Origin of the sequence: Geodermatophilus sp. CPCC 205761, assembly GCF_051383655.1 — a bacterium.
Classification (GTDB): domain Bacteria; phylum Actinomycetota; class Actinomycetes; order Mycobacteriales; family Geodermatophilaceae; genus Geodermatophilus.
This window is the reverse complement of the sequence record NZ_JALPKQ010000021.1, coordinates 1-25,883: the sequence shown is the minus strand read 5'-3', so window position 1 is coordinate 25,883 and position 25,883 is coordinate 1. Positions and strand designations below refer to the sequence as shown.

Genomic DNA, 25,883 nt, shown 5'->3' with positions numbered 1-25,883 from the left:
CCCTCGCCCCCGGGTCAGCTGCCGAGCCACTCCGGGGTGAGCTCGCCGGCGGCCACGACGACCGCCGGACCGGTGAGGACCGTCGTCCGCTCGTCCACGCGCACGGTGAGCCGGCCACCCGGGACGTCGACGACCACCGTCCCGCTGGCCGCGCCGGCGTCCTCGAGGGCGGCCCAGGCGGCGGCGCAGGCGCCGGTGCCGCAGGACCGCGTCTCCCCCACGCCGCGCTCGGACACCCGCAGCCGGATGTGCGCACCCGGGTCGAGCACGTTCACGAACTCGACGTTCACGCCGTCGGGGAACAGCTCCGCGTCCACGGACGGCGCCGTGGCGAGGTCGAGGCCGGCGACGTCGACGCCGGTCAGGCAGGCCAGGTGCGGGTTGCCCATGGAGACCGCGCGACCGGGGAACGCCGTCCCGCCCAGGGTGGCCTCACCGGTGCCGAAGGGCCGGGCCGGACCCATGTCGACCCAGTAGCCGCCGTCCGGCGCGGCGCCGACCCGGCGCGGCCCCCCGCGGGTGCCGATCCAGACGCCGTCGGCACAGGCGGCCCGGTCGAGCAGCCCCTCGGTGACGAGCACGTGCAGGAACAGCCGGATGCCGTTGCCGCACATCTCGGCGTGCGAGCCGTCGGCGTTGCGGTGGTCCATGAACCACTCGCAGTGGGCGAGCCCCTCCCCCAGGACGGCGGCGGCGTCGGGCACGTGCCTGCTGCGGACGACGCGGAGCACCCCGTCGCCGCCCAGCCCGGCACGCCGCTCGCACAGCCGTCGCACCATCGCCGCGTCCAGCCGGTCCTCGGGCCAGGACCGGCCGTCGGCGTCGGGCAGGACGACGAAGTCGTTCTCCGTGCCGTGGCCGACGAGGACCCGATCCGCGCTCACCGGACGATCGTAGGCGCGGGAATCAGCCCGGCCGCCGCGTCCACCAGGTCCGGCCGGGCGGCGTCGAGCCACGTCGTGGCGGCGTCGCGGCGGAACCAGGAGCGCTGCCGGCGGACGAACCGCCGGGTGGCCGTCACCGTGCGCTCCCGCGCCTCGTCCGCGGCCAGGTCGCCGTCCAGCTGGGCGAGCACCTGCGCGTAGCCGAGCGCCCGGGACGCGGTGGGGCCCTCCCGCAGCCCGTCGGCGGCCAGGGCGGCCACCTCCGCGACGAAGCCGGCCGCCCACATGCGCTGGACCCGCACCGCGACCCGCTCGTCGAGCTCGGCCGGGTCCCGGTCCAGCCCCACCACCACCGCGGGGTAGTGCGGGCGCGGCTCGGGCAGCGTCGCGCGGAACGGGCCGCCGGTGACCTCCACGACCTCGAGGGCCCGCACGATCCGCCGTCCGTTGCTGGGCAGCACCGCCGCGGCCGCGACCGGGTCGACGGCGGCCAGCCGGGCGTGCAGCTCGCCCGGCCCGACCTCGGCGAGCTCCGCCTCCAGCCGGGCCCGGACCGCGGGGTCGGTGCCGGGGAAGTCCAGCTCGTCGAGGACGGCGCGCACGTACAGCCCCGAGCCGCCGACGAGCAGCGGGACGAGGCCGGCCGCCCGCAGCCGGTCGATCTCGGTCCGCGCGAGCCGCCGGTACTCGGCCACCGACGCCGCCTCGCGCACGTGCCAGAGGTCGAGCAGGTGGTGCGGCACGCCGCCCCGCTCCTCGGGCGACGGCTTGGCGGTGCCGATGTCCATGCCGCGGTAGAGCTGCATCGAGTCGGCGTTGACCACCTCGCCGCCCAGCCGCTGCGCCAGGGCGACGCCCAGCGCGGTCTTGCCGGTGGCGGTGGGACCGACCAGGGCGACCACCGGAGGCGACGACCTCATGGGGCCAGCCAGTCGGCCACGAGGTAGCCGACACCGAAGGGCGCCTCGTCGGCGTGCAGCCGGGCGACGACCCGCCGGCCGCACAGCGCCGCCCCGACCGCCCGCCAGGTCGGCACGCCCGCGGCCAAGAGCCGCTCACCCTCCGCGGCGTCGAGCCCGGCCAGGGCTGCTGCATCCCCCGCCGCCAGCGCCGCGGCGACCGCGGCGTCGAACGGCGCCGCGGCCTCGTCCAGGTAGCCGGGGGCCTTGAGGGTGCGCCGCGCCGAGCCGTCACCGACGGCCAGCACCCCGACCGGTCCCGGGAGGGCGGTCAGCGCGCCGGCCAGGTCGCCGGGGACGACGCCGAGCCGGGCGCCGGTGTGCCCCGCCCGGTCCAGCAGCCAGGCCCCGACGGTGAGCGCGAGCGGGGTGCGCCGCCCGCCGGGCCGGACGGGGCCGCAGAACGGGACGTCGAGGTCGACCCCGAAGCCGCGCAGGTCGCCGCCGTCGCCGTCGCCGTACCACCCGGAGCCGCCCTCGCCCACGACGACGACCACGTCCGGGCCGACGCCGAGCATCGCGCCGACCGCCTCGGCGCAGGCGGCCCGCAGCGCCGCGGTGTCGGCCGCAGCCCGCCCCGCCACCTCGGGCAGCAGGAGCGGCGGGCCGGGACAGAAGGCGACCGACACCGGACGACCCGCGTCGGGGGCGGGGCGACTGGCGTGCGGGACGCGGTGGACGGGCGGAACTGGACTCACCGGAGCAGTGTCCCGGATGCGGCGTGGGACACTCCGGGACGTGTCGAGCACGGAGAACGCCGGAACCCCCTGGCAGCAGCAGCCCTCGTCGGAGACGGCAGGGTCCGAGGCGGTCACCCCCGAGGCCGGGACGGCCGCGGCGCCCACCCCCGGCGACGCCGCCCTCGCCGACCCGTCGGCCGACCCGGCTCCGCCCGTTCCCGCGCCGGACGCCGCACCGCAGGACCCCACGGACAGGGTGCGGCCGGAGGCCACCGCCCCCGAGGTCGTCGCCCCGGCAGGACCGACCACCCCGGCAGAGCCCACTGCCCCGGCAGAGCCCACCGCGCCGGCAGAGCTCACCGCGCCGGCCGAGGCCACCGACAGGACCGAGCCCGCCGCCCCGGCAGAGCCCACCGACAGGACCGAGCCCGCCGCCCCGGCAGAGCCCACCGACAGGACCGAGCCCGCCGCCCCGGCAGAGCCCACCGACAGGACCGAGCCCGCCGCCCCGGTCGAGCACAACGTGCCCGCACCGCCCCCGGGCGAGCACGCCGTCCCCACGCCCGCCGAGCCGTCGGTGCCGGCGTCCGACCCGGCCGAGTGGGGCCGGGTCGACGAGGAGGGCACCGTCTACGTCCGCACCGCCGAGGGGGAGCGGGTCGTGGGGTCCTGGCAGGCCGGTGACCCCGCCGCCGGGCTGGCCCACTACGCCCGCCGCTACGACGACCTCGCCACCGAGGTGTCGCTGCTGGAGGCGCGGCTGAAGGCGCACACCGGCAACCCGAGCGAGATCAAGGCCAAGGCGCAGGCCCTCGCCGACTCCATCCCGACCGCCACCGCGGTCGGCGACCTCGACGGCCTGGCCGCCCGTGCGCTGGCGATGGTCGACACCGCCGACTCGGCGGCCGCCGAGTCGCGGGCCGAGAAGGCCGCGGCGCGCGCCGCGCAGGTCGCCCGCAAGGAAGCGCTCGCCGCGGAGGCCGAGCAGATCGCCGCCGAGTCCACCTCCTGGAAGGCCGCCGGTGACCGGCTGAAGGCCATCGTCGAGGAGTGGAAGACCATCCGCGGCATCGACCGCAAGACCGACGAGGCGCTGTGGAGCCGGTTCGCCGCCGCCCGCGACGCCTTCGGCCGCCGCCGCGGCGCCCACTTCGCCGCGCTCGACCAGCAGCGCGGCGAGGCCCGGGCGGCCAAGCAGGAGCTCATCAAGGAGGCGGAGCGGCTGTCGAGCTCCACCGACTGGGGCGCCACCAGCGCGGCGATGCGGTCGTTGATGGACCGCTGGAAGGCCGTCCCCCGCACCGGCCGCGACGGTGACGACGACCTGTGGAAGCAGTTCCGCGCCGCCCAGGACGTCTTCTTCACCGCACGCTCGGAGTCGGACAAGCAGCGCACCAGCGAGCAGGTGGCCAACCAGCAGGCCAAGGAGGAGATCCTCGCCGAGGCCGAGAAGCTGGACGCCACGTCCGACCTGCGCGGGGCGCAGAACTCGCTGCGCAAACTGCAGGAGCGCTACGACGCGATCGGCCACGTGCCGCGCGGGGTCATGCGCCAGCTCGAGGACCGCATGCAAGCCGTGGAGCAGCGCATCCGCGGCGCCGTCGACTCCACGCGGGCCCGGGTGGCGCCGGAGAACCCGATGGTCACCTCGATGCGGCAGGCGGTCGCCAAGGCCGAGGAGCAGCTGGCCAAGGCCGAGGCGGCCGGCGACGCCCGGCGGATCGCCGACGCGCAGGCCAACCTCGCCACCCGCCGGGAGTGGCTGGCCGAGGCGGAGAAGGCCGCGTCCCGCCGCTGACCGGCCGACCGTGACGACCTACGTCCTCGTCCACGGCGCCTGGGGCGGGGCCCACGGGTTCCGCCACGTGCGCCGGCTGCTGTCCGCGGCGGGGCACGAGGTCTTCACCCCCGGCCTGACCGGGATCGGTGAGCGCTCGCACCTGGCCAGCCCGCAGGTGGACCTCACCACCCACGTCACCGACGTCGTGCACCAGTTCCTCTACGAGGACCTCGACGAGGTCGTCCTGCTCGGGTTCTCCTACGGCGGCATGGTGGTCACCGGCGCGCTCGACGCCGTCGGCGACCGGGTGCGGTCGCTGGTCTACCTCGACGCGTTCGTGCCGGGGGACGGCGACTCGCTGTACGGGCTGCTCGGTGTGCGCCCGGCCCCGGTCGGCCTGGCGACGGTCTGGCTGGTCGAGGGCCCCGAGCGCACCTACGAGGACCCCGCCGAGGCGGCGTTCTCCCGGCCCCGCCGCACGCTCCACCCGGTGGGCTGCTTCACCGAGCCGGTGCGGCTGTCCCGCCCGCTGCAGGAGTGGCCGTTCTCGCGCACCTACGTGCGGGCCACCGCCGACGAGCCAGGCGTGCCGCCGAACCCGGCGTTCGAGGCCGCCGCCGCCCGGGCGCGGGCGTCGGACGCCTGGGCCTACCGCGAGATCGCGACCACCCACCTCGTGCCGCAGAACCGGCCCCGGGAGCTCGCCGAGCTGCTGCTCGAGCTGGCGTAGCGCGGAGCCGGTCCCTCAGGCGGGGGCACCGATCCGGGGCATGCCCAGCAGGACGCCGGGGGTGGTCGGGCGGGTACCGGCCTCGGCGGCGTCCCCGGCCCGGGTGCGGCGGTGCGAGACCAGCGGGCCGTCGGCGACCAGATGGTGCGGCGCCGCGTGGGTGACCACCGTCTCGACCACGTCGCCGGGCCGGACGCCGTCGGCCGCCGTGAAGTGCACCAGCCGCCCGTCGCGGGCCCGGCCGGACAGCCGGCCCGTGCGGGCGTCCTTGCTGCCCTCCCCCGCCGCGACCAGCAGCTCGACGGTCCGGCCGACCTGCGCCCGGTTCTCCGCCAGGCTGATCTCGTCCTGCAGCGCGGTCAGCCGCAGGTACCGCTCCTGGACGACGTCCTTCGGGACCTGCCCGTCCATGTCGGCGGCCGGTGTCCCGGGGCGCTTGGAGTACTGGAAGGTGAAGGCGCTGGCGAACCGGGCGGCGCGGACCACGTCGAGGGTCTGCGCGAAGTCGGCCTCGGTCTCGCCGGGGAAGCCCACGATGACGTCGGTGGTGATCGCGGCGTCGGGCATGGCGGCGCGGACCCGGTCGATGATCCCGAGGTAGCGCTCCTGCCGGTAGCCGCGGCGCATCCGGCGCAGGACCTCGTCCGACCCCGACTGCAGCGGCATGTGCAGCTGGTGGCAGACCGCCGGGGTCTCGGCCATGGCGGCGATGACGTCGTCGGTGAACTCGCGCGGGTGCGGGCTGGTGAACCGCACCCGCTCCAGGCCCTCGATCCGGCCGGTCGCACGCAGCAGGTCGGCGAAGGCCCCCCGGTCGCGGAACTCGACGCCGTAGGCGTTCACGTTCTGGCCGAGCAGCGTCACCTCGAGCACGCCCTGGTCCACCAGCGCCTGCACCTCGGCCAGGATCTCTCCCGGTCGGCGGTCCTTCTCCGTGCCCCGCAGCGCCGGGACGATGCAGAACGTGCAGGTGTTGTTGCACCCGACGCTGATCGAGACCCAGCCGGAGTAGGCGGAGTCCCGCTTGGCCGGCAGCGTGGAGGGGAAGACCTCGAGGGCCTCGGCGATCTCCACCTGGGCCTCGGCGTTGTGCCGGGCCCGCTCCAGCAGAGCCGGCAGCGAGCCGACGTTGTGCGTGCCGAAGACGACGTCCACCCACGGCGCGCGGCGGACGATCTCGCCGCGGTCCTTCTGTGCCAGGCACCCGCCCACGGCGATCTGCATGCCGGGGTGGGCGTCCTTCACCGGGCGCAGGTGCCCGAGGTTGCCGTAGAGCCGGTTGTCGGCGTTCTCCCGCACGGCGCAGGTGTTGAGGACGACGACGTCGGCGTCCACCCCCTCGGCGGCGGGGGCGTAGCCGGCGGCCTCCAGCAGCCCAGACAGGCGCTCGGAGTCGTGCACGTTCATCTGGCAGCCGTAGGTACGGACCCGGTAGGTCCGCGCGGCAGCCTGCAGATCGGTTCCCATGACGACTGCGAGGGTACGGCCGCTCCACCGGGTGTTCCGCCGCTCACACCACCTGCGGCTTCGTTACGCCTTCGTGATCGCTCGGTTCGGCCGCCGTCGTCTCCCGGCCCTAGGGTCCCCTGCGTGACCAGCCTCGAGAAGGGCGACGCCCACACCACGGGAGGACCTCTCGTCCGCCTCTCCGGCGTCAACAAGTGGTTCGGCGAACTCCACGTGCTGCAGGACATCGACCTGTCCGTCGACCGCGGCGAGGTCGTCGTCGTGATCGGCCCGTCGGGCTCGGGGAAGTCGACGCTGTGCCGGACGATCAACCGCCTCGAGAAGATCGAGCAGGGCGAGATCAGCATCGACGGCGAGCGGCTGCCCGAGGAGGGCAAGCAGCTCGCGCGCCTGCGGAGCGACGTGGGCATGGTCTTCCAGAGCTTCAACCTGTTCGCCCACAAGACGATCCTGCAGAACGTCACGCTGGGCCCGACCAAGGTGCGCGGGAAGTCGAAGGCCGCGGCTGATGCGCGGGCGCGGGAGCTGCTCGAGCGGGTGGGCGTCAGCGCTCAGGCCGACAAGTACCCCGCTCAGCTCTCCGGCGGCCAGCAGCAGCGCGTGGCGATCGCGCGGGCGCTGGCGATGGACCCCAAGGTCATGCTCTTCGACGAGCCGACGTCCGCCCTGGACCCCGAGATGATCAACGAGGTCCTCGACGTCATGATCTCGCTCGCCCGCGACGGCATGACCATGGTCGTCGTCACCCACGAGATGGGCTTCGCCCGCCGCGCGGCCAACCGGGTCGTGTTCATGGACGGCGGCCGCATCGTCGAGTCCGCCGACCCCGAGACCTTCTTCACCAACCCCCAGTCGGACCGGGCCAGGGACTTCCTCTCGAAGATCCTCGAACACTGAGCCCGGCGGAAAGGAACACACATGCGCATCACCCGCTACGCCGCCGCCGTCGGGGCCCTCGGCCTCGTCCTCGCGGGCTGCTCCAGCGAGGCCGGACAGCAGGCCGAGGACGCCGCCGAGAACACCGCCGAGGTCGCCGAGGACGTCGACTTCGAGCCCGGCACCACGATGGCCGAGCTCAGCGAGGCCGGGGCGATCACCGTCGGCACGAAGTACGACCAGCCCGGCTTCGGCCTGCTCAACCCGCAGACCCAGGACCCGGAGGGCTTCGACGTCGAGATCGCCAAGATCGTCGCCGGCGAGCTGGGCATCGAGGCCGACGCCATCGAGTGGACCGAGACGGTCTCGGCCAACCGCGAGCCGTTCATCCAGAACGGTCAGGTCGACATCGTCGTGGCGACCTACACCATCAACGACACCCGCAAGCAGGTCGTCGACTTCGCCGGGCCCTACTACGTGGCCGGCCAGGACATCATGGTCGCCGCGGGCAACCCCGAGGGCATCCAGGGCCCCGAGGACCTCGTGGGCAAGACGGTCTGCTCGGTCGAGGGCTCGACCCCCGCGCAGAACATCCGCGACAACTACGCCGGGGCCAACCTGGTCACCTACGACGTCTACTCCAAGTGCGCCGACGACCTGGCCAACGGCAACGTGCAGGCGGTGACGACGGACAACGTCATCCTCACCGGACTGGTGGCCGGCAACCCCGAGGGCTTCGAGCTGGTCGGGAACCCGTTCACCGAGGAGCCGTACGGCATCGGGCTGGCGCTCGGTGACACCGAGTTCCGCGACTTCATCAACGACGTCCTCGAGGAGGCCTACGAGGACGGCCGCTGGGCCGAGGCCTGGGACCGCACCGCCGGCGCCATCACCGGCGAGGAGGCCCCCGAGCCGCCGGCGGTCGACCGCTACTGAGTCCCCGCGGCGCCGCCGGGCCGATCCCGCCCGGCGGCGCCGCCTCGTCCCCGACGTGGAGAGGCCGCGGTGCAGTTCCTCAGCGACAACTTCGACCTGCTGTGGCGGGCGTTCCTGACGACGCTCTCCCTCTCGGTCGTCAGCGGCGTGTGCGCGCTCGTGCTCGGCACGGTGCTCGTCGGCATGCGGGTGAGCCCCGTGCCGCCGCTGCGCGGGCTGGCCACCTTCTACGTCGAGGTCTTCCGCAACACCCCGCTCACGGTGGTGTTCTTCTTCCTCTTCTTCGGCCTCGTCTACGTCGACCTGCAGTTCCCCACCCGCTTCATCACGGCGGTGGCCGCGCTGTCGCTGTACACCGCCGCGTTCGTGTGCGAGGCGCTGCGCTCCGGCATCAACTCCGTCCCCCCGGGACAGGCCGAGGCCGCCCGCGCTCTCGGCCTGGACTTCGGGCAGACCCTGCGGACCATCGTGCTGCCGCAGGCCTTCCGCACCGTCGTCCCGCCGCTGGGCAACGTGTGGATCGCCCTGGCCAAGAACACCTCGATCGCCGCCGGCTTCGCCGTCACCGAGCTCACCGCGGCGCTGCAGCGACTGGCCAACCTCAACGCCGACCAGCTGCTCGCCGTCTTCGCCGCGGTGGTGCTCGGCTACCTGGTCATCACGCTGCCCTCGGCCTGGGTGATCCGGACCATCGAGAAGCGGGTGGCGATCGTCCGATGAGCAGCACGAGCGTCCTGTTCGACCTGCCCGGCCCCAAGGCCCGGCGCCGGCAGCGCGTCGGCACCGTCATCGGGGCCTTGGTGGTCCTGGGCCTCATCGGCGTGGCCCTGTGGCGGCTGGGCACCAACGGCCAGCTGGACCCCGCTCGATGGGCGATCCTGTTCGACCCGGCGTCCGGTGTGCCGCAGGCGCTGTGGAACGGACTGGTCAACACCCTCGCGGTGGCCGCCGTGGGCATGGTGCTGGCCACCGTCCTCGGTGCGCTGCTCGCGGTCGGCCGGCTGTCCGACCACGCCTGGGTCCGGGCCCCCGTGGGCGTGGTGATCGAGTTCTTCCGCGCCGTTCCCCTGCTGATCCTGATCCTGTTCTGCCTGCTGTTCCTCCCCACCATCGGCGTCCCCATGACCGCGTTCCGCGCGCTGGTCCTCGGCCTGACGCTCTACAACATGGCGGTCCTGGCGGAGATCTTCCGGGCCGGGATCCTGTCGGTGGACCGCGGGCAGCAGGAGGCAGCCTTCGCCCTCGGCATGCGCAAGACGCAGGTGATGACGCTCGTGCTGCTGCCGCAGGCGGTGCGCCGGATGCTGCCGGTCCTGGTCGCGCAGCTGGTGGTGCTGCTCAAGGACTCGTCCCTGGGCTTCATCGTCGGTTACGTGGAGCTGCTGCGGACCGCGCGCAGCCTCGTGGAGTTCTTCAACTTCCAGTTCGGCAGCATGTACACCTTCCAGCTCTACGTGGCGGCCGGGGTGATCTACATCGTGGTCAACGTGCTGCTCTCCGCCCTGGCGCGGTACGTCGAGAGCCGGACGCGGCGCAGTGCCAAGGCGGCCGCCGTGGCCGAGCCGGAGCTGCCGGCCGACGTCCAGATGGGCGGGGGTGGCGGCGCCGTCCCGGTGTGACGTGACGCAGGTGGGACTCCTGTGCACCGGGCGGTCACGTCCGTCGCCCGGACTGCCGAGATCTGCGACGTGGACACCGCTCTCCGACCCGCCGTGCCGCCGCTGCCCGCCGTTGCGCGCCTGACCGACGGTCGCACGGACGCCGCCCAGGAGTTCGTGGCCCGGATGCGCGCCGCCGCTCCCGACTTCGCCGCCGCCGCGGGCGCCGCCACCGCTGTGGTCCGCGAGGTCGTGCCGCCGGCCCGGCACCGCCGATCCCGGTGCCGCGTGGTGCTGCGCTTCGCCGGCGGGAACGAGTCGGACCTGACCTTCCTCGGCCCGGTCAGCCGCTCGGCGGCCTCCTCCGAGCGCGCCTTCGACCTGCAGATCCAGACGTGGCTCGCGCACGGACGTGGCACGGAGGGCAGCTGGCTGGTGCCCGACGACGAGGCGCCGGACGGCGTGGCCGTCGACGTGTCCGCCTGGTCGGCGGTCGCCCGCACCGCGGGCTGACCTGCGCACGGGCGGATCGGCTCAGCCGTTCCGTCCCGGCCCTCGATGGGCCACCATGGACGGTGCAGCGCCACCACCGGCGGAGCTCGTCAGCGTCCCGGGAGTCGGCATGACCGCACTCGCACCGCAGCCGATCGTCAGCCGCCCGAGTGACCTGCCCCCACCCAAGCGCGGATCCCGCCTGACCGCTCTGCTGCGGACGACTGACCACAAGGTCATCGGCCTGATGTACCTGGCGGCCTCGTTCGTGTTCTTCATCCTCGGCGGCCTGATGGCCATGCTGATGCGCGGGGAGCTGGCCCGGCCCGGACTGCAGTTCCTCTCCCCCGAGCAGTACAACCAGCTGTTCACCATGCACGGCACGGTGATGCTGCTGATGTTCGCGACGCCGCTGTTCTTCGCCTTCGGCAACCTGGTCATGCCGCTGCAGATCGGCGCTCCCGACGTCGCCTTCCCGCGGCTGAACGCGTTCTCCTTCTGGCTGTTCCTGTTCGGCAGCACGATCGTCGTCTCGGGCTTCCTCACCCCCGGCGGACCACCTGACTTCGGCTGGACCGCCTATGCCCCGTTGTCGACCGTCGAGCACTCGCCGGGCGTCGGCGGCAACCTCTGGATGGCCGGGCTGGCCGTGAGCGGCCTCGGCACGATCCTCGGGGGCGTCAACTTCATGGCGACGATCGTCTGCCTCCGGGCCCCCGGGATGACGATGTTCCGGCTGCCGATCTTCACCTGGAACGCGCTGGTCACCAGCATGCTCGTGCTGCTGGTCTTCCCGATCCTCACCGCCGCGCTGTTCGCGCTGCTGGCCGAGCGGAACCTCGGCGCGCTCGTCTACTCCGACGAGATGGCCGGGCCGATGCTGTGGCAGCACCTGTTCTGGTACTTCGGCCACCCCGAGGTCTACATCATCGCGCTGCCGTTCTTCGGCATCATCACCGAGGTCGTCCCGGTGTTCAGCCGCAAGCCGCTGTTCGGCTACAAGGGCATGGTCGGCGCGACCCTCGCCATCGGGTTCCTCTCCCTGGTGGTCTGGGCGCACCACATGTACGCCACCGGCGCGGTGCTGCTGCCCTTCTTCGCCTTCCTGACCTACCTGATCGCCGTGCCGACCGGGCTGAAGTTCTTCAACTGGATCGGCACGATGTGGCGGGGCCAGCTGACCTTCGAGACGCCGATGCTGTGGTCCATCGGCTTCATGGTGACCTTCCTGCTGGGCGGCCTGACCGGCGTGCTGCTGGCCAGTCCGCCGCTGGACTGGCACATGCACGACTCGTACTTCGTCGTCGCGCACTTCCACTACGTCGTCTTCGGCACCGTCGTGTTCGCCGCCAACGCCGGGATCGCCTTCTGGTTCCCCAAGATGTGCGGCCGGATGATGGACGAGCGGCTGGGCAAGCTGCAGTTCTGGATGACGTTCATCGGCTTCCACGGCACGTTCCTGATCCAGCACTGGCTGGGCAACGAGGGCATGCCGCGCCGGTACGTCAACTACCTGCCCAGTGACGGGTTCACCACGCTGAACACCGTCTCGACCATCTTCTCGTTCGTGCTCGGCGCCTCGATCATCCCGTTCCTCTACAACGTGGTGAGGTCCTGGCGGCACGGTGCGCTGGCGCTACGCGACGACCCGTGGGGCCACGGAAACTCGCTGGAGTGGGCGACCTCGTCACCGCCGCCGCGGCACAACTTCGTGGAGATCCCGAAGATCCGCTCCGAGCGGCCGGCGTTCGAGGCGCACTACCCGCACCTGGTCGAGCGCCTGCAGATGGAGGCGCACGCCGGCAAGCGGCACGAGCCGTACGTCAGCGAGGTCGGCCTCACCGAGGGGCACCGCCAGGGCCCGAACGACCCCGATCCCACCTGACCTGCGCGGCGACGACGCAGGAGGCGCTCACGGAAGCCAGGCGTCGAGGCCGAGGTCGCTGTGCTGCGCCGGGGCGTCGTCGTCCTCCTCGGCCCCGTCCTGGTCGAGCGCCTCCCGCACCACCCAGGCGGCCAGCCCGGAGCCGTAGCCCTTGCGGGCCAGCATGCCGATCAACCGCCGCTCGGCGGTGGCGCGGTCGACCCGGCGGACACTGCCCAGGCGGCGCTCGACCAGCCGCCGCGCCGCCGCCCACTCGTCCTCGTCGTCCACCAGGGCGACCGCCTGCTCGGCGACCTCCCCGTCGACGCCCTTGGCCCGCAGTTCGGCCTTGAGCGCTCGCCGGGCCAGGCCGCGACCCGACTGCCGCGACGTCACCCAGGCGCAGGCGAACGCGGCGTCGTCGATGAGTCCGACCTCGCCGAAGCGGTCGAGGACCCGCTCGGCGGCGTCGTCGGGAACTCCCCGCTTGGCCAGGAGATCGGCCAGCTGCTGACGGGTCTTCGGCGCACCGGTGAGCGCCCGCAGGCAGATCGACCGAGCGACCTGCTCGGGATCGCCCGCCTCGTCCTCGTTCTCTGCACCGCCGTCCGGCGGGGCGACGTCCGGACCGTCCGGGTCAGGGGACGTTCCGGAGCGCCGCCCGCGTCGGCTGCCGGGAGCCTGACGCCGGCGCGCCTCGGGCCAACCGCTCACCGGCTCAGAAGTCGACGGGGTCGGTGGGGTCGGCGGCGGGCGCGTCGAGCTGCGCACCGATACCCAGCTTCTCCTTGACCTTCTTCTCGATCTCGTCGGCGAGGTCGGGGTTGTCCCGCAGGAAGGTGCGGACGTTCTCCTTGCCCTGGCCGAGCTGGTCGCCCTCGTACGTGTACCAGGCACCGGACTTGCGGATGAAGCCCTGCTCGACGCCGGCGTCGATCAGGCCACCCTCCCGGCTGAAGCCGAGGCCCCAGATGAGGTCGAGCTCGGCCTGCTTGAACGGCGCGGCCACCTTGTTCTTCACGACCTTGACCCGGACCCGGCTGCCGACGGCGTCGGTGCCCTGCTTGAGGGTCTCGATCCGCCGGACGTCGAGCCGGACCGACGAGTAGAACTTCAGGGCGCGGCCACCGGTGGTGACCTCCGGTGAGCCGTAGACCACGCCGACCTTCTCACGCAGCTGGTTGATGAAGATCGCCGTGGTGCCGGAGTTGTTCAGCGCGCCGGTGATCTTGCGCAGCGCCTGGCTCATCAGCCGGGCCTGCAGACCGACGTGGCTGTCGCCCATCTCGCCCTCGATCTCCGCCCGCGGCACGAGCGCGGCGACGGAGTCGATGACGATGACGTCGAGCGCGCCGGAGCGGATCAGCATGTCGGCGATCTCGAGCGCCTGCTCGCCGGTGTCGGGCTGGCTGACCAGCAGGGCGTCGGTGTCGACGCCGATGGCCCGGGCGTAGTCCGGGTCGAGCGCGTGCTCGGCGTCGATGAACGCCGCGATGCCGCCGGCCGCCTGGGCGTTGGCCACCGCGTGCAGGGCGACCGTCGTCTTGCCGGAGGCCTCGGGGCCGTACACCTCGATGACGCGGCCCCGGGGGAGGCCGCCGATGCCGAGGGCGATGTCGAGGGCGATCGAACCGGTCGGGATGACCTTGATCGCCTGCGCGGGGTTGTCGCCCAGCCGCATGACCGAGCCCTTGCCGAACTGCTTGTCGATCTGGGCGAGGGCCATGTCGAGGGCCTTGTCGCGGTCGAGCGTTGCCATGGTGTTCACCTTCGGATCACGGGGAAGCGGGTCGGTGTCGACGCTAGGGCGGAGGTCCGACACTTCCGGGGGAAGCGGTGGACCTGTGGAGGAACGCCCGGCCTGTGGACTGCGCCGTCCAATCTAGCCCGAACGTGTGTTCGACTGCCAGCGTGACACGCCCCGGTCTGCCGACTCACCGCTCCTTGCGTGGCACCTCGTACTCCTCGCAGATCGCCAGCCACACGCGTCGCACCGACAGGCCCGCCTCGATGGCCTCCACCGCGGTCCGGCCGCCCAGGGAGGCGAAGACGTGGTCCCGGGCGACGCTCTCGGCACGCATGGAGCCGAAGTGGTCGGCCAGTCGGGACCAGAACTCCTGCAGGCGCACGCCGTCGACGTTAACGCGCCCGCAGGGGACGCCGTCCGCTCCTACGCTGGCGGCGTGTTTCCCAGCACAGGGTCGTCGACGTGGGACCTCGTCCTCGAGATCGGCATCGTGCTGTGCCTGCTGGTCTCCCTCGTGCTCCTGTACCGCAACTACCGGGGTCGCTGAGCCGCCGCTGCGGTACCCGGCCGGGCCCACACCGCGACCAGCGGGGCGACCAGGGCGGCGGAGACGGCCGCGACCAGGCCGTAGCCCCCGAGCGCGAGCAGCGGTCCGCCGGCCACTCCGGCCAGCGCCGCGCCCAGTCCCATGAGCAGGTCGGTCGCTCCCTGCGCGGTGGGCCGCTGGTCCTCCGGCACCGCCTCGGTGACGAGCGTCGAGCCGGCGATAAGCCCACACGACCAGCCGAGGCCGAGCAGCAGCAGCCCCACCCCGAGCTGGACGGCGGCCCCCGGCGGGGCCGTTCCGGCGAGCGCGGCCGCGGCGAGCAGCAGGGCGGCGGCCACCGCGACCGTCGCCCGGCGCCCGGCGCGGTCGGCGAGCAGGCCCACCAGCGGCGAGAACAGGTACATCCCGGCGACGTGCACGCTGATGACCAGCCCGATGACGCGCAGCGTGGCGCCCTCCGTCCCGCCGCCGTGTCCCATGTGCACCGGTGTCATGACCATGACCCCGACCATCACGGAGTGGGCCACCACCACCGCGGTGAGGCCGAGTCGACCCCCGGGGTCGGCCCACACCGCCCGGACCGCCGCCGACGTGGCGCGCCGGGCCCGGACGCCCGACCCCGCACCCGCACCGCGCAACCGCCGGGCCAGCAGCAGCGGATCGGGGCGCAGCAGAACGAGGAAGCCGAGCGCCACGAGGGAGAAGACGGCGACCGAGATGGCGAACGCCCCGCCGAGTGGCGGCAGCCCCAGCGCCTCGCCGAGCACCTCCCCCGGGCCGGCGAGGTTGGGTCCCAGCACCGAGCCGACCGTGGTCGCCCACACCACGAGGGACAGCGCCCGTCCGCGGTGCTCCGGTTCGGCGAGGTCGGCGGCGGCGTACCGCGCCTGCAGCCCGCAGGCGGTGGATGCCCCGAAGGCGAACAGCCCGACCAGCAGCAGGGCCAGCGACGAGAGGACGGCGGCCACGACGGTGAGCACGGAGCCGAGGACGGCGACGGCGTACCCGGCGGCCAGCCCGGTGCGACGGCCGGCACGGTCGCTGATCCGGGCGAGCGGGACGGCGATGACGGCGGCACCCAGCACGCCCGCGGTCTGCCCGAGCCCGGCCGCGGTGTCGGTGCCGGCGACGTCCCGCGCGAGGAGACCGCCCACGGTGATGCCGACGGTCACGCCGAGGCCTCCGAGCGCCACTCCGCCGCCCAGCACGCCGAGGGTCCGGCGCTGGACCCGCACCGGGTCGAGGACGGTCGCCGCCCCGGTCCTCACCGCGGGACCCCGCCTACAGGCCCATGGAGCGGCCGATGATCTCCCGCATGATCTCGTTCGTCCCGCCGTAGATCGGCTGGATGCGGGCGTCGCGCCAGGCCTTGGAGACGAAGTACTCGTCCATGTAGCCGTACCCGCCGTGCAGCTGCAGGCAGCGGTCGGCGACCTTGTTCTGCAGGTCGGTGGTCCAGTACTTCGCCATCGCGGCATCGACCGGTGTGAGCTCGCCGGCGTTGAGCAGGCGCAGGCACTCGTCGACGAACGTCCTCGCGATCGTGACCTCGGTCTGCAGCTCGGCAAGCACGAACCGGGTGTTCTGGAAGCTGCTCACCGGCTTGCCGAACGCCGTCCGGCTGGTGACGTAGTCGACGGTGTGCGTGAGCACCGCCTCGGCCGAGGCCACCGCGCCGACGGCGATGGACAGCCGCTCCTGCGGCAGGTTCTCCATCAGGTGGTAGAAGCCGCGGTTCTCCGTGCCGAGCAGGTTCTCCGCCGGCACCCGCACGCCGTCGAAGAACAGCTCGGCGGTGTCCTGGGCCTTGAGCCCCACCTTCTCCAGGTTGCGACCGCGGGTGAAGCCGGGCATGTCCCGCTCCACGACCAGCAGGCTGATCCCCTTGGAGCCGGGCGCATCGGGGTCCGTGCGGGCCACCACGATGACCAGGTCGGCGTTGATGCCGTTGGTGATGAACGTCTTCGAGCCGTTGAGCACCCACGCGTCGCCGTCCCGGCGGGCCGTCGTCCGGATGCCCTGCAGGTCGCTGCCGGCCGCCGGCTCGGTCATGGCGATCGCGGTGATCAGCTCGCCGCTGCAGAAGCCGGGCAGCCAGCGCCGCCGCTGCTCCTCGGTGCCGAGGTCCCGCAGGTACGGCCCGGCGACGTCGTTGTGCAGCGCGAACCCGACGCCGGTCGCGCCGATGCGCATCAGCTCCTCGTCGATGACCGCCTGGTAGCGGAAGTCCCGGACCCCGCCGCCGCCGTACTCCTCGTCCATGTCGATGCCGAGCAGGCCCTGTGCACCCGCGGAGGTCCACACCTCCCGGGGCACGATGCCGTCCTTCTCCCACTGGGCGTGGAACGGGACGATCGTCTTCTCGGCCCAGGCCCGGACCATCTCCCGGAAGTCCTGGTGCTCGGCCTCGTACAGCGAACGGCGCATGGTCGTCAGTGTGCCCGACGCGACCGTCCTCACCCGAGCGCCGGTCCTCGCACCCGCCGGGGTGCGGTCCCCGGCGGAAGCCGGGCGGCGGGGAACTGCCGGGCCTCGTGGTCCTCGCACGCCAGCGGACTGTCGTACCCCTGTGGAGACTGGGTCCGTGACCGCACTCGACCGGTTCTCGGAGCCCACCCGGGCGTGGTTCACCGGCGCCTTCGCCGAGCCCACTGCCGCGCAGGAGGGTGCGTGGGAGGCGATCAGCAGTGGCGGGCACGCGCTGGTGGTGGCGCCGACGGGGTCCGGCAAGACCCTGGCCGCGTTCCTCTGGTCCCTCGACCGGCTGGCCCGCACGCCGGTCCCGGCCGACGAACGGGCCCGCTGCCGCGTGCTCTACGTCTCCCCGCTCAAGGCCCTGGCGGTGGACGTCGAACGCAACCTGCGGGCGCCGCTGGCCGGCATCGGTCAAGCCGCCGCGCGGCTGGGCCTGCCCCGCCCCGAGATCCAGGTCGCCATCCGCTCCGGTGACACCCCCGCCGACGAGCGACGTGCGTTCGCCCGCCGCCCCACCGACATCCTCATCACCACTCCCGAGTCGCTCTTCCTGCTGCTCACCAGCGCGGCCCGGGAGGCGTTGCGCGGTGTCGACACGGTGATCGTCGACGAGGTGCACGCCGTCGCCGACACCAAGCGGGGCGCGCACATGGCGGTGACCCTCGACCGGCTGGACGAGCTGCTGGAGCGCCCCGCCCAGCGGATCGGGCTCTCGGCGACCGTTCGTCCCATCGAGGAGGTGGCCACCTTCCTGGCCGGCGGCCGTCCGGTGCAGGTGGTGGCACCGGGATCGGTCAAGCAGTGGGACCTGTCGGTCGTCGTCCCGGTCGAGGACATGAGCACGCTGGGCCAGCCGACCGGTGAGCTGGACGGCTCCGCGGCGGGCAACCAGCCCCGGACGTCGATCTGGCCGGCGGTCGAGGAACGTGTGCTCGACCTCGTCCAGGCGCACCGCAGCACCATCGTCTTCGCCAACTCGCGGCGGCTGGCCGAACGGCTGACCAGCCGGCTCAACGAGCTGGCCTACGAGCGGGCGACCGGGGAGACGGTCCCACCGGGCACGAACGCCGCCGCCCTGATGGCACAGGCGGGCTCCGGGGACGGCGTGCCCGAGGGCGTGCAGCCGGTGGCCGCGGCGCACCACGGGTCGGTGTCCCGGGAGCAGCGGGCCGTCGTCGAGGAGGCGCTGAAGTCGGGACGGCTGCCCGCGGTGGTCGCCACCTCCAGCCTCGAGCTGGGCATCGACATGGGCGCCGTCGACCTGGTCGTCCAGGTGGAGGCGCCGCCGACGGTGGCCTCGGGGCTGCAACGAGTCGGCCGGGCCGGCCACCAGGTGGGCGCGGTCAGCCGTGGCGTGCTGTTCCCCAAGTACCGGGGTGACCTGGTGCAGTGCGCGCTGGTCGCGGAACGGATGAAGGCCGGCGCGATCGAGTCGATCCGCTACCTGCGCAACCCGCTCGACGTGCTCGCCCAGCAGGTGGTCGCGATCGTCTCCGAACGGCCGCGCACGGTCGACGAGGTGGCCGACCTGGTGCGCCGGTCGGCAGCGTTCGCCTCCCTGCCGGACTCCGCGCTCCAGGCCGTCCTCGACATGCTGGCCGGCCGCTACCCCTCCGATGCCTTCGCCGAGCTGCGGCCGCGGTTGACGTGGGACCGCGTCACCGACACCCTCACCGCCCGCAGCGGCGCCCAACGGCTGGCGGTCACCAGTGGCGGCACCATCCCCGACCGCGGCCTGTTCGGCGTCTTCCTCGTCGGCGGCGAGGGCACCGGCGGGCGCCGGGTCGGAGAGCTGGACGAGGAGATGGTCTACGAGTCCCGGACCGGCGACGTCTTCCTGCTCGGCTCGTCCTCGTGGCGGATCGAGGAGATCACCCACGACCGCGTCCTGGTCAGCCCCGCCCCCGGGCAGCCGGGCAAGATGCCGTTCTGGCACGGCGATGCCCCCGGCCGCCCGCTGGAGCTGGGCCGGGCACTGGGCGCCTTCCTCCGCGAGGTCGGCGCGGCCGCACCGGAGGCCGGCCTCGACCGCGCACGGGCCGCCGGGCTCGACGAGTGGGGAGCGGCGAACCTGCTGGCCTACCTCGCCGAGCAGAAGCAGGCGACCGGCCACCTCCCCGACGACCGGACGCTCCTCGTGGAACGCTTCCGCGACGAGCTGGGGGACTGGCGTCTGGTCGTCCACTCCCCCTTCGGCGCCCAGGTCAACGCCCCCTGGGCGCTGGTGCTGGCCGCCCGGCTGCGGGAGCGCTACGGCGTGGACGTCGCGTCCATGCACTCCGACGACGGCATCGTGCTCCGCCTCCCCGACACGACCGGGGAGCCACCCGAGGCCGATCTGGCCGTCCTCGACCCGGACGACGTGGAGCGCGAGGTGACCGCCGAGGTCGGCAGCTCCGCCCTGTTCGCCAGCCGGTTCCGCGAGTGCGCCGCCCGCGCGCTCCTGCTCCCCCGCCGCGACCCGCGCCGCCGCACCCCGCTGTGGCAGCAACGGCAGCGGGCCGCCCAGCTGCTCTCGGTGGCGAGCGAGTTCTCCAGCTTCCCGATCACGCTGGAGGCAGCCCGCGAGGTGCTGCAGGACGTCTACGACGTGCCCGGGCTGGAGGAGCTCATGCGGGACGTCCGCTCCCGGCGGGTGCGGGTCGTGGACGTGCAGACGCAGTCGGCCTCCCCCTTCGCCCAGTCGCTGCTGTTCGGCTACGTCGGCCAGTTCCTCTACGAGGGCGACGCGCCGCTGGCCGAGCGCCGGGCCCAGGCGCTCGCGCTCGACACCGGGCTGCTCGCCGAGCTGCTCGGCCGGTCCGAGCTGCGGGAGCTGCTGGACGCCGAGGCGCTGGCCGAGGTCGAGGCCGAGCTGCAGCGGTTGCCGGCCGCCCGCCACCCCCGGGACCTCGACGGCGCGGGCGACCTGCTGCGCCTGGTCGGCGACCTCACCGCGGCCGAGGCCGCCGCCCGCGGCGTGTCCGGGGAGTGGCTGGCGGAGCTGGTCGCGGCCCGGCGCGCGCTGGTCGTGCGGATCGCGGGCGAGGAGCGCCACGTCGCCATCGAGGACGCCGGCCGGCTGCGCGACGCCCTGGGCACCGCGCTGCCGGTCGGTGTGCCCGAGGTCTTCACCGAGCCGGTGCCCGACCCGCTCGGCGACCTCGTCGGCCGCTACGCCCGCACCCACGGCCCGTTCCAGCCCGGCGAGGTGGCCCAGCGGCTCGGGCTGGGGGTCGCCGTCGTCACCGCGACCGTGCAGCGGCTGGTCGGCACCGGCCGGCTGGTCACGGGCGAGTTCCGCCCCGGCGGCACCGGCCAGGAGTGGTGCGACGCCGACGTGCTGCGGTCGATCCGCCGGCGCAGCCTGGCCCGGTTGCGCCAGGAGGTGGAGCCGGTGCCGATCGACACCCTCGCCCGGTTCACCCCGTCCTGGCAGTCGGTCGGCAGCCGGATGCGGGGCCCGGACGGCGTGCTGGCCGTGGTCGAGCAGCTGGCCGGGGCCCTGGTGCCCGCGAGCGCCCTGGAGTCGCTGGTGCTACCCGCGCGGGTCCGCGACTACTCCCCGGCGATGCTCGACGAGCTGACCAGCGCCGGGGAGGTGCTGTGGGCCGGGGCCGGGGGCCTGCCCGGCGGGGACGGGTGGATCACCCTGGTGCCGGCCGACGTGGCGCCGTTGCTGCTCCCCGACCCGCTGGAGCTGCCCGTGGAGGGCGGCGCCGGGGCCGCCGTGCTCGAGCGGCTGGCCGGCGGCCAGGCGGTGTTCTTCCGCGGGCTGTCCGACCTCGTGGGTGCCACCGACGACGCCGCGCTGGCCGACGTCGTGTGGGACCTCGTCTGGGCCGGCGTGCTCACCAACGACACCCTCGCCCCGCTCCGCACCCGGCTGACCGGCGGCGGCACCCACAAGCGGCAGCCGGCACCGCCGCGCGCCAGGATGGACCGCACGCGGTACGGGCGCACCCGGCTGGGCCGGCCGGCGATGCCGACCCGCACCGGTCCGCCGACGGTGGCCGGCCGCTGGTCACGGCTGCCCGATCGCGACGCCAACCCCACGAAGCGGACGACCGCCCGCGCCGAGGCCCTGCTGGAACGGCACGGGGTGCTCACCCGCGGCGCGGTGATGGCCGAGCAGGTCCCCGGTGGCTTCTCCGCCGTCTACCCGGTGCTGCGGGCGTTCGAGGAGAACGGCCGGGCCCGGCGCGGCTACTTCGTCGAGACCCTCGGCGCCGCGCAGTTCGGCACGCCGGGGTCGGTCGACCGGCTGCGCAGCTTCGCCACACCGGACCGGGTACCCGGCGGTGCGATCGTGCTGGCCGCGACGGATCCGGCCAACGTGTACGGGGCGGCCCTGCCGTGGCCCGAGCGCACGGCCGGGACGGAGGACGCCGTCGACGTCGGCGAGGGCAGCGGCGGCGGACGGCGAGCCGCGGGCCACCGCGCCGGGCGCAAGGCCGGGGCGCTGGTCGTGCTGGTCGACGGCGACCTGGTGCTCTACGTGGAGCGGGGCGGCAAGACGCTGCTCTCCTGGACCGAGGACGAGACGCTGCTCAAGGAGGCCGCGACGGCGCTCTCCGGTGCGGCCTCCGCGGGTGCGCTCGGCCGGATGGTCGTGCAGAAGGCCGACGGCGCGTCGGTGCACGAGACGACACCCCTGTCCTCGGCGCTCCAGGCCGCCGGCTTCGCGGCCACCCCCCGCGGGCTGCGCCTGCGCGCCTGATCCGAGGCCGGCAGATGCGGCCCGGAGCAGCGGTCAGTCGCGCGCGGGGTGCAGCCAGCGTGCGAAGACGCGGGTCAGCGTCGGCATCACGACGTAGCCGAGCAGCACGACCACGAGGCACGCCGACAGCAGCAGCCGGGCCGGCCACGGCCAGGCGCCGAGGTGCGGCATCAAGAGCAGCTGCAGCGTCGAGGTGATGAGGAAGACCGCGGCGATCGTGAGCACCGTCGACCGCCAGCGCGGGCCGGGTGCGGCCGGCCGGGTGAAGAAGCTGTCCAGCCCGGCGACCCGCGCGTACCGCTCCTCGTCGACCATCTCCTGCATCCGCTCGAGGGCGGTCCGGCGCTCCTCGGAACGCTCCCACGCGGCCAGGCAGGCGTCGTCGGTGAACCGGTACACCAGGTGGTACTCCGAGCTGCCCGGCCCGGGCTTGAGCAGCGTGCCGCCGAGGTTGCCGGGAAAGGTCGCGGCCAGCGCGAGGACGTCGGCGGCCCACCGCTCGAAGGCCTGCCGCCGGTGCGGGCGGACGACGCGGGCGACGGTGACGGTCACCGGCTCGGGAGTCCGGCCCGCGACCTCCTGGCGGGACAGGCGGGAGCGGAGCAGGGTTGTCACGGCCACGGACACCTCAGCGCTGAGAGACCCGCCGGTCATCCCGGCTGTCGGCGGTGTCACAGCAGCTCACCGGCCCGGAGGGGACACTGGCGGCGTGCCCGAGGGAGACACCGTCTGGCTGGCGGCGAAGCGGATGAACACCGCCCTCGCCGGCTCGACGCTGCGCCGCGGCGAGCTGCGCGTGCCCCAGCTGGCCGCGACCGACCTCGCCGGCTCGACCGTCACCGAGGTCGTGCCCCGCGGAAAGCACCTGCTGGTCCGCTTCGCCGACGGCTGGACGCTGCGCACCCACTTCCGGATGGACGGCAGCTGGCACATCTACCGGCCCGGCGCGAAGTGGCGCGGCGGCCCCGCGTTCGCCGTCCGGGCGGTGCTGGCCACCGACGAGTGGGAGTGCGTCGGCTACCGGCTGCACGACATCGCCATGGTCCGCACCGCCCACGAGGACCAGCTGGTCGGTCACCTCGGCCCCGACGTCCTGGCTCCCGACTGGGATCTCGAGGAGGCGCTGCGGCGGCTCCGGGCCCACCCCGACGAGCAGATCGGGGTCGCCCTCCTCGACCAGCGCAACCTGGCCGGCATCGGGAACCTCTACAAGGTCGAGTCGCTGTTCCTCTGCGGCGTCCACCCGTGGGCGCGGGTGGCCGACGTCGCCGACCTCGGCGGACTGGTCGAGCGCGCCCGCACGCTGATGCTGGCCAATCGCGAGCACCCCGAGCAGAGCACCACGGGCGACCTGCGTCGCGGCCGGCACCACTGGGTCTACGGCCACAAGGACCGCCCGTGCCGCCGCTGCGGCACGGCGATCCTGCGCGGCGACCAGGGCCCGGACCTGCAGGAACGCGTCACCTACTGGTGCCCGCGCTGCCAGGCCGCACGCTCGCCGATCGACCCGTCCGCGCGCACCGGCGAGCCCGGCCGGCCACCACCGCTGCCCAGCGCGCCCTGAGGCGGCCCCTCCAGCCCCCCGAGCGTGCGAGGGGTGGGTAGGAGGGGGTCCTCTACTGCTGCTCCGGGCGCTCGGCGGGCTGGGCCACCGGCTGCGATGCCGGGGTCTCGACCGTCGGCGAGCCCTTCTCCAGCGCCGGCCCGACAGATCCGCCGGTGACCGCGGCCGGCCCCGAGGGCTGGCCCATGGAGGCCCGGATCTGGTCGAGGCGGGAGGCCCCGGCGACGTCGAGCGTGGCCTTCTGCACCTCGAGCATCCGGCCCTCGACCGAGGTCTGCGCGAGCTCGGCCTGCCCCAGGGCGTTGGCGTACCGCGCCTCGATCTTGTCGCGGACCTCCGACAGGCTGGGCGTGTTCCCCGGTGCCGACAGCTCGTTGACCTGCTTGAGCGACGCGGCGACGTGCTCCTGCATCTTGGCCTGCTCGAGCTGGCTCATCAGCTTGGTGCGCTCGGCCAGCGTCGTCTGCAGCCGCATGCGGCTCTGCTCGACCGCACCGCGGGCCTGCTCGGCGGCCTGCAGCGCCTCGTCGTGGCTGCGCTTGAGGTCCTCCATCGCCTGCTCGGCGGCCACCAGCTGGGTGGCGAAGGCCTGCGCGGCGTTCTCGTACTCCGCGGCCTTGCCCCCGTTCCCCGCGGCGCGGGTCTGGTCGGCCAGCACCAGCGCCTGGCGGGCCGAGGCCTGCAGCTTCTCCACCTCACCGAGCTGCCGGTTGAGCCGCATCTCCAGCTGCCGCTGGTTGCCCAGGACGGCGGCCGCCTGGTTGGCCAGCGCCTGGTGCCGCTGCTGCTCGGCCTCGATCGCCTGGGCGATCTGGATCTTCGGATCGGCCTTCTCGTCGATCTTGGCGTTGGCGGAGGCCGTGAGGTACTTCCACATCTTCACGAACGGGTTGGGCATCGGTCCTCCTGATCGGCGCGGATCGTCCACCGGTCATCCCCCGGCCGGCGGGCCGCAGCGATGGTCGTCCCCGTCATCGTCCCAGGTCTGCCGGGCCGTGAGCCACCAGGGACGTCCCCGGCCCTCCCCCGTTAGGGTCTCGGGGTGTCCACCGAGAGCCCGGTGTTGAGCGTCCTGGGTGAACTGGTCGTCGATCTGCTGCCCGATCCCACGGCGGACGCCGGGCCGGAGGGCACCGCGCCGCGGTACGTGGCACGACCCGGCGGCAACGCGCTCAACGTCGCGGTGGCGGCCGGGCGGCTCGGGGTGGCGGTGCGGCTGCTGGCCCGGCTCGGCACCGGCCCCCTCGCCCCGGCGCTGCGCCGGCACGCGGAGCTGTCCGGGGTCGACCCGGGCGGGTTCGTGGCCGCCGACGAGCCGGTCAGCCTGGCCGTCGTGGGCCTGGGCGCGGACGGCTCACCCGACTACGGCTTCCACGTCCTCGGCGCGGCCGACTGGCAGTGGACCGACGAGGAGCTGGCCGCCGTCCTCCCCGAGGGGACGGCCATCCTGCACGTCGGCTCCATCTCCAGCTGGACCCCGCCCGGCTGCGACGCGATCGCCCGGCTGGTCGAGCGGGTCGCCGCCGAGGACCGCGCGCTGATCAGCGTCGACCCCAACGTCCGCCCGATGCTCGCCGACGGGCCGGTCGGGACCGCGCTGGGCAACAGCCGCGCCGAGGTCCGCGCCCGCCTGGACCGGCTGCTCGCCCGGGCCGACGTGGTCAAGGTCAGCGCCGAGGACCTGCACTGGCTCGAGCCCGACGCCGGCGATGACCTGGACGCGACCGCGCTGCGCTGGGCCGACCGTGGAGCGGCGCTGGTGGTGCTCACCGACGGCGGCGCACCGTTGCGGATCGCCCGGCCGGGCCGCGCGCTGCTGCACCGCGAGCCGCCTCCGGTGGACGTCGTCGACACTGTGGGCGCCGGCGACTCGCTGGCCGCCGGGCTGTTCGCCGGGCTCCTGGCCGCCGGCGTCACGACCCGGACCGCGCTGCAGGAACTCCCCGACGAGCGGCTGCTGCCCATCGTCGACGACGCCGCGCTGGTGGCGGCGCTCAACTGCACCCGTGTGGGCGCCGACCCACCGACCCGCGACGAGCTGGCGGCAGCCCGCAGGTGACCGCCGCCGACGAGGTGGCCCTCGTCGGGTTCGCCGAGCTCTCGGCGACCGTCGTCCGGGCCCGGCTGCTCGCCGCCCACGAGCACTTCTGGGACACCGACACCCGGGCCCTGCACGACCCGGTGTGGTTCGACCAGTTCGGCGGTTTCGGCGTGCTCGCCCGCAGCGCCGAGGGAACCGACGCGGGCTACCTGCTCGGCGTGGTCACCGTCGACCGGCTGGCCTACCTCCACCTGCTCGCGGTGCGGTCCGACCGGAGGCGGACCGGCCTGGGCCGCCGCCTGGTGGGCTGGTTCGACCGGCTGGCGGGAGAGACCGGGGCGCGCGTCGTCCAGGCCACGGCGCGTCCGGACGACGTCGCCGCGGTCGGGTTCGCCACCGCGCTGGGCGCGAGCGCGCACCTGTCGCGCGACCGCGCCGGGCCGGGGCAGGACCGCCTGGTGCTGACCCGCTCCCTCCGCGGCTAGCTTTCGCCCTTGACGTCAAGGGCGCCTGCGGACGTGCCTCAGTGGACCGGGCACTGTGG

General features: G+C 74.0%; 24 protein-coding genes. 13 read left to right on the top strand and 11 right to left on the bottom strand.

Going from position 1 to position 25,883, the window contains the following annotated elements; all coding sequences use genetic code 11:
• Positions 1-14 precede the first annotated feature (14 nt).
• From dapF to MY526_RS14310, 3 genes are read right to left on the bottom strand one after another with little or no spacing between them, the layout of a single operon-like run.
• Complete coding sequence (dapF, locus tag MY526_RS14320; RefSeq protein ID WP_436691266.1) at positions 15-884, bottom strand: diaminopimelate epimerase; 870 nt, start codon at positions 882-884, stop codon at positions 15-17.
• The gene (gene miaA / locus MY526_RS14315) at positions 881-1,804 is read right to left on the bottom strand and encodes a tRNA (adenosine(37)-N6)-dimethylallyltransferase MiaA (protein WP_436704179.1); all 924 of its coding nucleotides are present in this window, start codon (positions 1,802-1,804) and stop codon (positions 881-883) included. The genes dapF and miaA overlap by 4 nt, the downstream gene beginning before the upstream one ends.
• Positions 1,801-2,541, bottom strand: a complete 741-nt coding sequence (locus MY526_RS14310; RefSeq protein WP_436691264.1) for a hypothetical protein — start codon at positions 2,539-2,541, stop codon at positions 1,801-1,803. The genes miaA and MY526_RS14310 overlap by 4 nt, the downstream gene beginning before the upstream one ends.
• 40 nt (positions 2,542-2,581) lie before the next feature.
• Between MY526_RS14310 and MY526_RS14305 the strand changes: the two genes are divergently transcribed.
• Positions 2,582-4,321, top strand: coding sequence for a DUF349 domain-containing protein (locus tag MY526_RS14305; protein WP_436704177.1), 1,740 nt, complete (start codon positions 2,582-2,584; stop codon positions 4,319-4,321).
• 10 nt (positions 4,322-4,331) lie between these two features.
• Positions 4,332-5,033: an alpha/beta fold hydrolase gene (locus MY526_RS14300; protein WP_436691262.1), complete on the top strand. Its 702-nt coding sequence runs from the start codon at positions 4,332-4,334 to the stop codon at positions 5,031-5,033.
• Positions 5,034-5,048: 15 nt separating this feature from the next.
• Here MY526_RS14300 and miaB read toward each other — a convergent pair whose 3' ends face one another.
• The gene (miaB, locus tag MY526_RS14295; protein WP_436704176.1) at positions 5,049-6,500 is read right to left on the bottom strand and encodes a tRNA (N6-isopentenyl adenosine(37)-C2)-methylthiotransferase MiaB; all 1,452 of its coding nucleotides are present in this window, start codon (positions 6,498-6,500) and stop codon (positions 5,049-5,051) included.
• 123 nt (positions 6,501-6,623) lie between these two features.
• On the opposite strand from miaB, the gene MY526_RS14290 reads away from it, so the two are divergent.
• The 6 genes from MY526_RS14290 (at position 6,624) to ctaD (ending at position 12,287) form a co-directional block, all read left to right on the top strand.
• On the top strand, positions 6,624-7,397 hold the full coding sequence (locus MY526_RS14290) for an amino acid ABC transporter ATP-binding protein (RefSeq protein ID WP_436691260.1): 774 nt from the start codon (positions 6,624-6,626) through the stop codon (positions 7,395-7,397).
• Between the two features lie 21 nt (positions 7,398-7,418).
• Entirely contained in the window at positions 7,419-8,312 is an 894-nt protein-coding gene (locus MY526_RS14285; RefSeq protein WP_436704174.1) for a glutamate ABC transporter substrate-binding protein, read from the top strand.
• A 69-nt stretch (positions 8,313-8,381) separates the two neighbouring features.
• A complete protein-coding gene (locus MY526_RS14280; RefSeq protein WP_436691258.1) occupies positions 8,382-9,032 on the top strand; it encodes an amino acid ABC transporter permease in 651 nt (216 codons plus the stop codon).
• Positions 9,029-9,931 carry an amino acid ABC transporter permease gene (locus MY526_RS14275; protein WP_436691257.1) on the top strand — a complete coding sequence of 301 codons (903 nt, stop codon included), beginning with the start codon at positions 9,029-9,031 and terminating at the stop codon, positions 9,929-9,931. Before MY526_RS14280 ends, MY526_RS14275 begins: the two co-directional genes overlap by 4 nt.
• A 69-nt stretch (positions 9,932-10,000) precedes the next feature.
• Positions 10,001-10,423, top strand: a complete 423-nt coding sequence (locus tag MY526_RS14270) for a hypothetical protein (protein WP_436704172.1) — start codon at positions 10,001-10,003, stop codon at positions 10,421-10,423.
• A gap of 109 nt (positions 10,424-10,532) precedes the next feature.
• Positions 10,533-12,287, top strand: coding sequence for an aa3-type cytochrome oxidase subunit I (gene ctaD, locus MY526_RS14265; RefSeq protein WP_436704170.1), 1,755 nt, complete (start codon positions 10,533-10,535; stop codon positions 12,285-12,287).
• Positions 12,288-12,314: 27 nt separating this feature from the next.
• On the opposite strand, the gene MY526_RS14260 is transcribed toward ctaD, so the two are convergent.
• The 3 genes from MY526_RS14260 to MY526_RS14250 form a co-directional block, all read right to left on the bottom strand.
• Complete coding sequence (locus tag MY526_RS14260) at positions 12,315-12,980, bottom strand: regulatory protein RecX (RefSeq protein WP_436704168.1); 666 nt, start codon at positions 12,978-12,980, stop codon at positions 12,315-12,317.
• Between the two features lie 4 nt (positions 12,981-12,984).
• Entirely contained in the window at positions 12,985-14,025 is a 1,041-nt protein-coding gene (recA, locus tag MY526_RS14255) for a recombinase RecA (RefSeq protein ID WP_436691253.1), read from the bottom strand.
• A gap of 175 nt (positions 14,026-14,200) precedes the next feature.
• Positions 14,201-14,395: a DUF3046 domain-containing protein gene (locus tag MY526_RS14250; RefSeq protein ID WP_436691252.1), complete on the bottom strand. Its 195-nt coding sequence runs from the start codon at positions 14,393-14,395 to the stop codon at positions 14,201-14,203.
• Between the two features lie 54 nt (positions 14,396-14,449).
• Between MY526_RS14250 and MY526_RS14245 the strand changes: the two genes are divergently transcribed.
• On the top strand, positions 14,450-14,560 hold the full coding sequence (locus MY526_RS14245) for an LPXTG cell wall anchor domain-containing protein (RefSeq protein ID WP_436691251.1): 111 nt from the start codon (positions 14,450-14,452) through the stop codon (positions 14,558-14,560).
• Here MY526_RS14245 and MY526_RS14240 read toward each other — a convergent pair.
• Positions 14,545-15,828 (bottom strand): MFS transporter, encoded by a 1,284-nt coding sequence (locus MY526_RS14240; protein WP_436691250.1) that lies wholly within the window; start codon positions 15,826-15,828, stop codon positions 14,545-14,547. The two genes, MY526_RS14245 and MY526_RS14240, sit on opposite strands and share 16 nt — an antisense overlap.
• Positions 15,829-15,841: 13 nt before the next feature.
• Positions 15,842-16,987, bottom strand: a complete 1,146-nt coding sequence (locus tag MY526_RS14235; RefSeq protein ID WP_436704166.1) for an acyl-CoA dehydrogenase family protein — start codon at positions 16,985-16,987, stop codon at positions 15,842-15,844.
• Positions 16,988-17,144: 157 nt separating this feature from the next.
• Between MY526_RS14235 and MY526_RS14230 the strand changes: the two genes are divergently transcribed.
• On the top strand, positions 17,145-21,734 hold the full coding sequence (locus tag MY526_RS14230) for an ATP-dependent helicase (protein ID WP_436704164.1): 4,590 nt from the start codon (positions 17,145-17,147) through the stop codon (positions 21,732-21,734).
• 33 nt (positions 21,735-21,767) lie between these two features.
• Here MY526_RS14230 and MY526_RS14225 read toward each other — a convergent pair whose 3' ends face one another.
• A complete protein-coding gene (locus tag MY526_RS14225) occupies positions 21,768-22,349 on the bottom strand; it encodes an antibiotic biosynthesis monooxygenase (RefSeq protein ID WP_436691247.1) in 582 nt (193 codons plus the stop codon).
• 94 nt (positions 22,350-22,443) lie between these two features.
• On the opposite strand from MY526_RS14225, the gene MY526_RS14220 reads away from it, so the two are divergent.
• Complete coding sequence (locus MY526_RS14220; protein WP_436704162.1) at positions 22,444-23,298, top strand: DNA-formamidopyrimidine glycosylase family protein; 855 nt, start codon at positions 22,444-22,446, stop codon at positions 23,296-23,298.
• A 52-nt stretch (positions 23,299-23,350) separates the two neighbouring features.
• Here MY526_RS14220 and MY526_RS14215 read toward each other — a convergent pair whose 3' ends face one another.
• A complete protein-coding gene (locus MY526_RS14215; protein WP_436691243.1) occupies positions 23,351-24,196 on the bottom strand; it encodes a PspA/IM30 family protein in 846 nt (281 codons plus the stop codon).
• Positions 24,197-24,340: 144 nt separating this feature from the next.
• On the opposite strand from MY526_RS14215, the gene MY526_RS14210 reads away from it, so the two are divergent.
• On the top strand, positions 24,341-25,357 hold the full coding sequence (locus tag MY526_RS14210; RefSeq protein WP_436704160.1) for a carbohydrate kinase family protein: 1,017 nt from the start codon (positions 24,341-24,343) through the stop codon (positions 25,355-25,357).
• On the top strand, positions 25,354-25,824 hold the full coding sequence (locus MY526_RS14205; protein ID WP_436704158.1) for a GNAT family N-acetyltransferase: 471 nt from the start codon (positions 25,354-25,356) through the stop codon (positions 25,822-25,824). The genes MY526_RS14210 and MY526_RS14205 overlap by 4 nt, the downstream gene beginning before the upstream one ends.
• The last annotated feature ends 59 nt before the right edge of the window (positions 25,825-25,883 follow it).

What these genes read in the sequence shown, in the direction of transcription:
- miaA (WP_436704179.1), bottom strand. Translation starts at nt 1,804, where the DNA reads ATGAGGTCGTCGCCTCCGGTGGTCGCCCTGGTCGGTCCCACCGCCACC.
- miaB (WP_436704176.1), bottom strand. Translation starts at nt 6,500, where the DNA reads ATGGGAACCGATCTGCAGGCTGCCGCGCGGACCTACCGGGTCCGTACC.
- MY526_RS14285 (WP_436704174.1), top strand. Translation starts at nt 7,419, where the DNA reads ATGCGCATCACCCGCTACGCCGCCGCCGTCGGGGCCCTCGGCCTCGTC.
- MY526_RS14275 (WP_436691257.1), top strand. Translation starts at nt 9,029, where the DNA reads ATGAGCAGCACGAGCGTCCTGTTCGACCTGCCCGGCCCCAAGGCCCGG.
- ctaD (WP_436704170.1), top strand. Translation starts at nt 10,533, where the DNA reads ATGACCGCACTCGCACCGCAGCCGATCGTCAGCCGCCCGAGTGACCTG.
- recA (WP_436691253.1), bottom strand. Translation starts at nt 14,025, where the DNA reads ATGGCAACGCTCGACCGCGACAAGGCCCTCGACATGGCCCTCGCCCAG.
- MY526_RS14235 (WP_436704166.1), bottom strand. Translation starts at nt 16,987, where the DNA reads ATGCGCCGTTCGCTGTACGAGGCCGAGCACCAGGACTTCCGGGAGATG.
- MY526_RS14215 (WP_436691243.1), bottom strand. Translation starts at nt 24,196, where the DNA reads ATGCCCAACCCGTTCGTGAAGATGTGGAAGTACCTCACGGCCTCCGCC.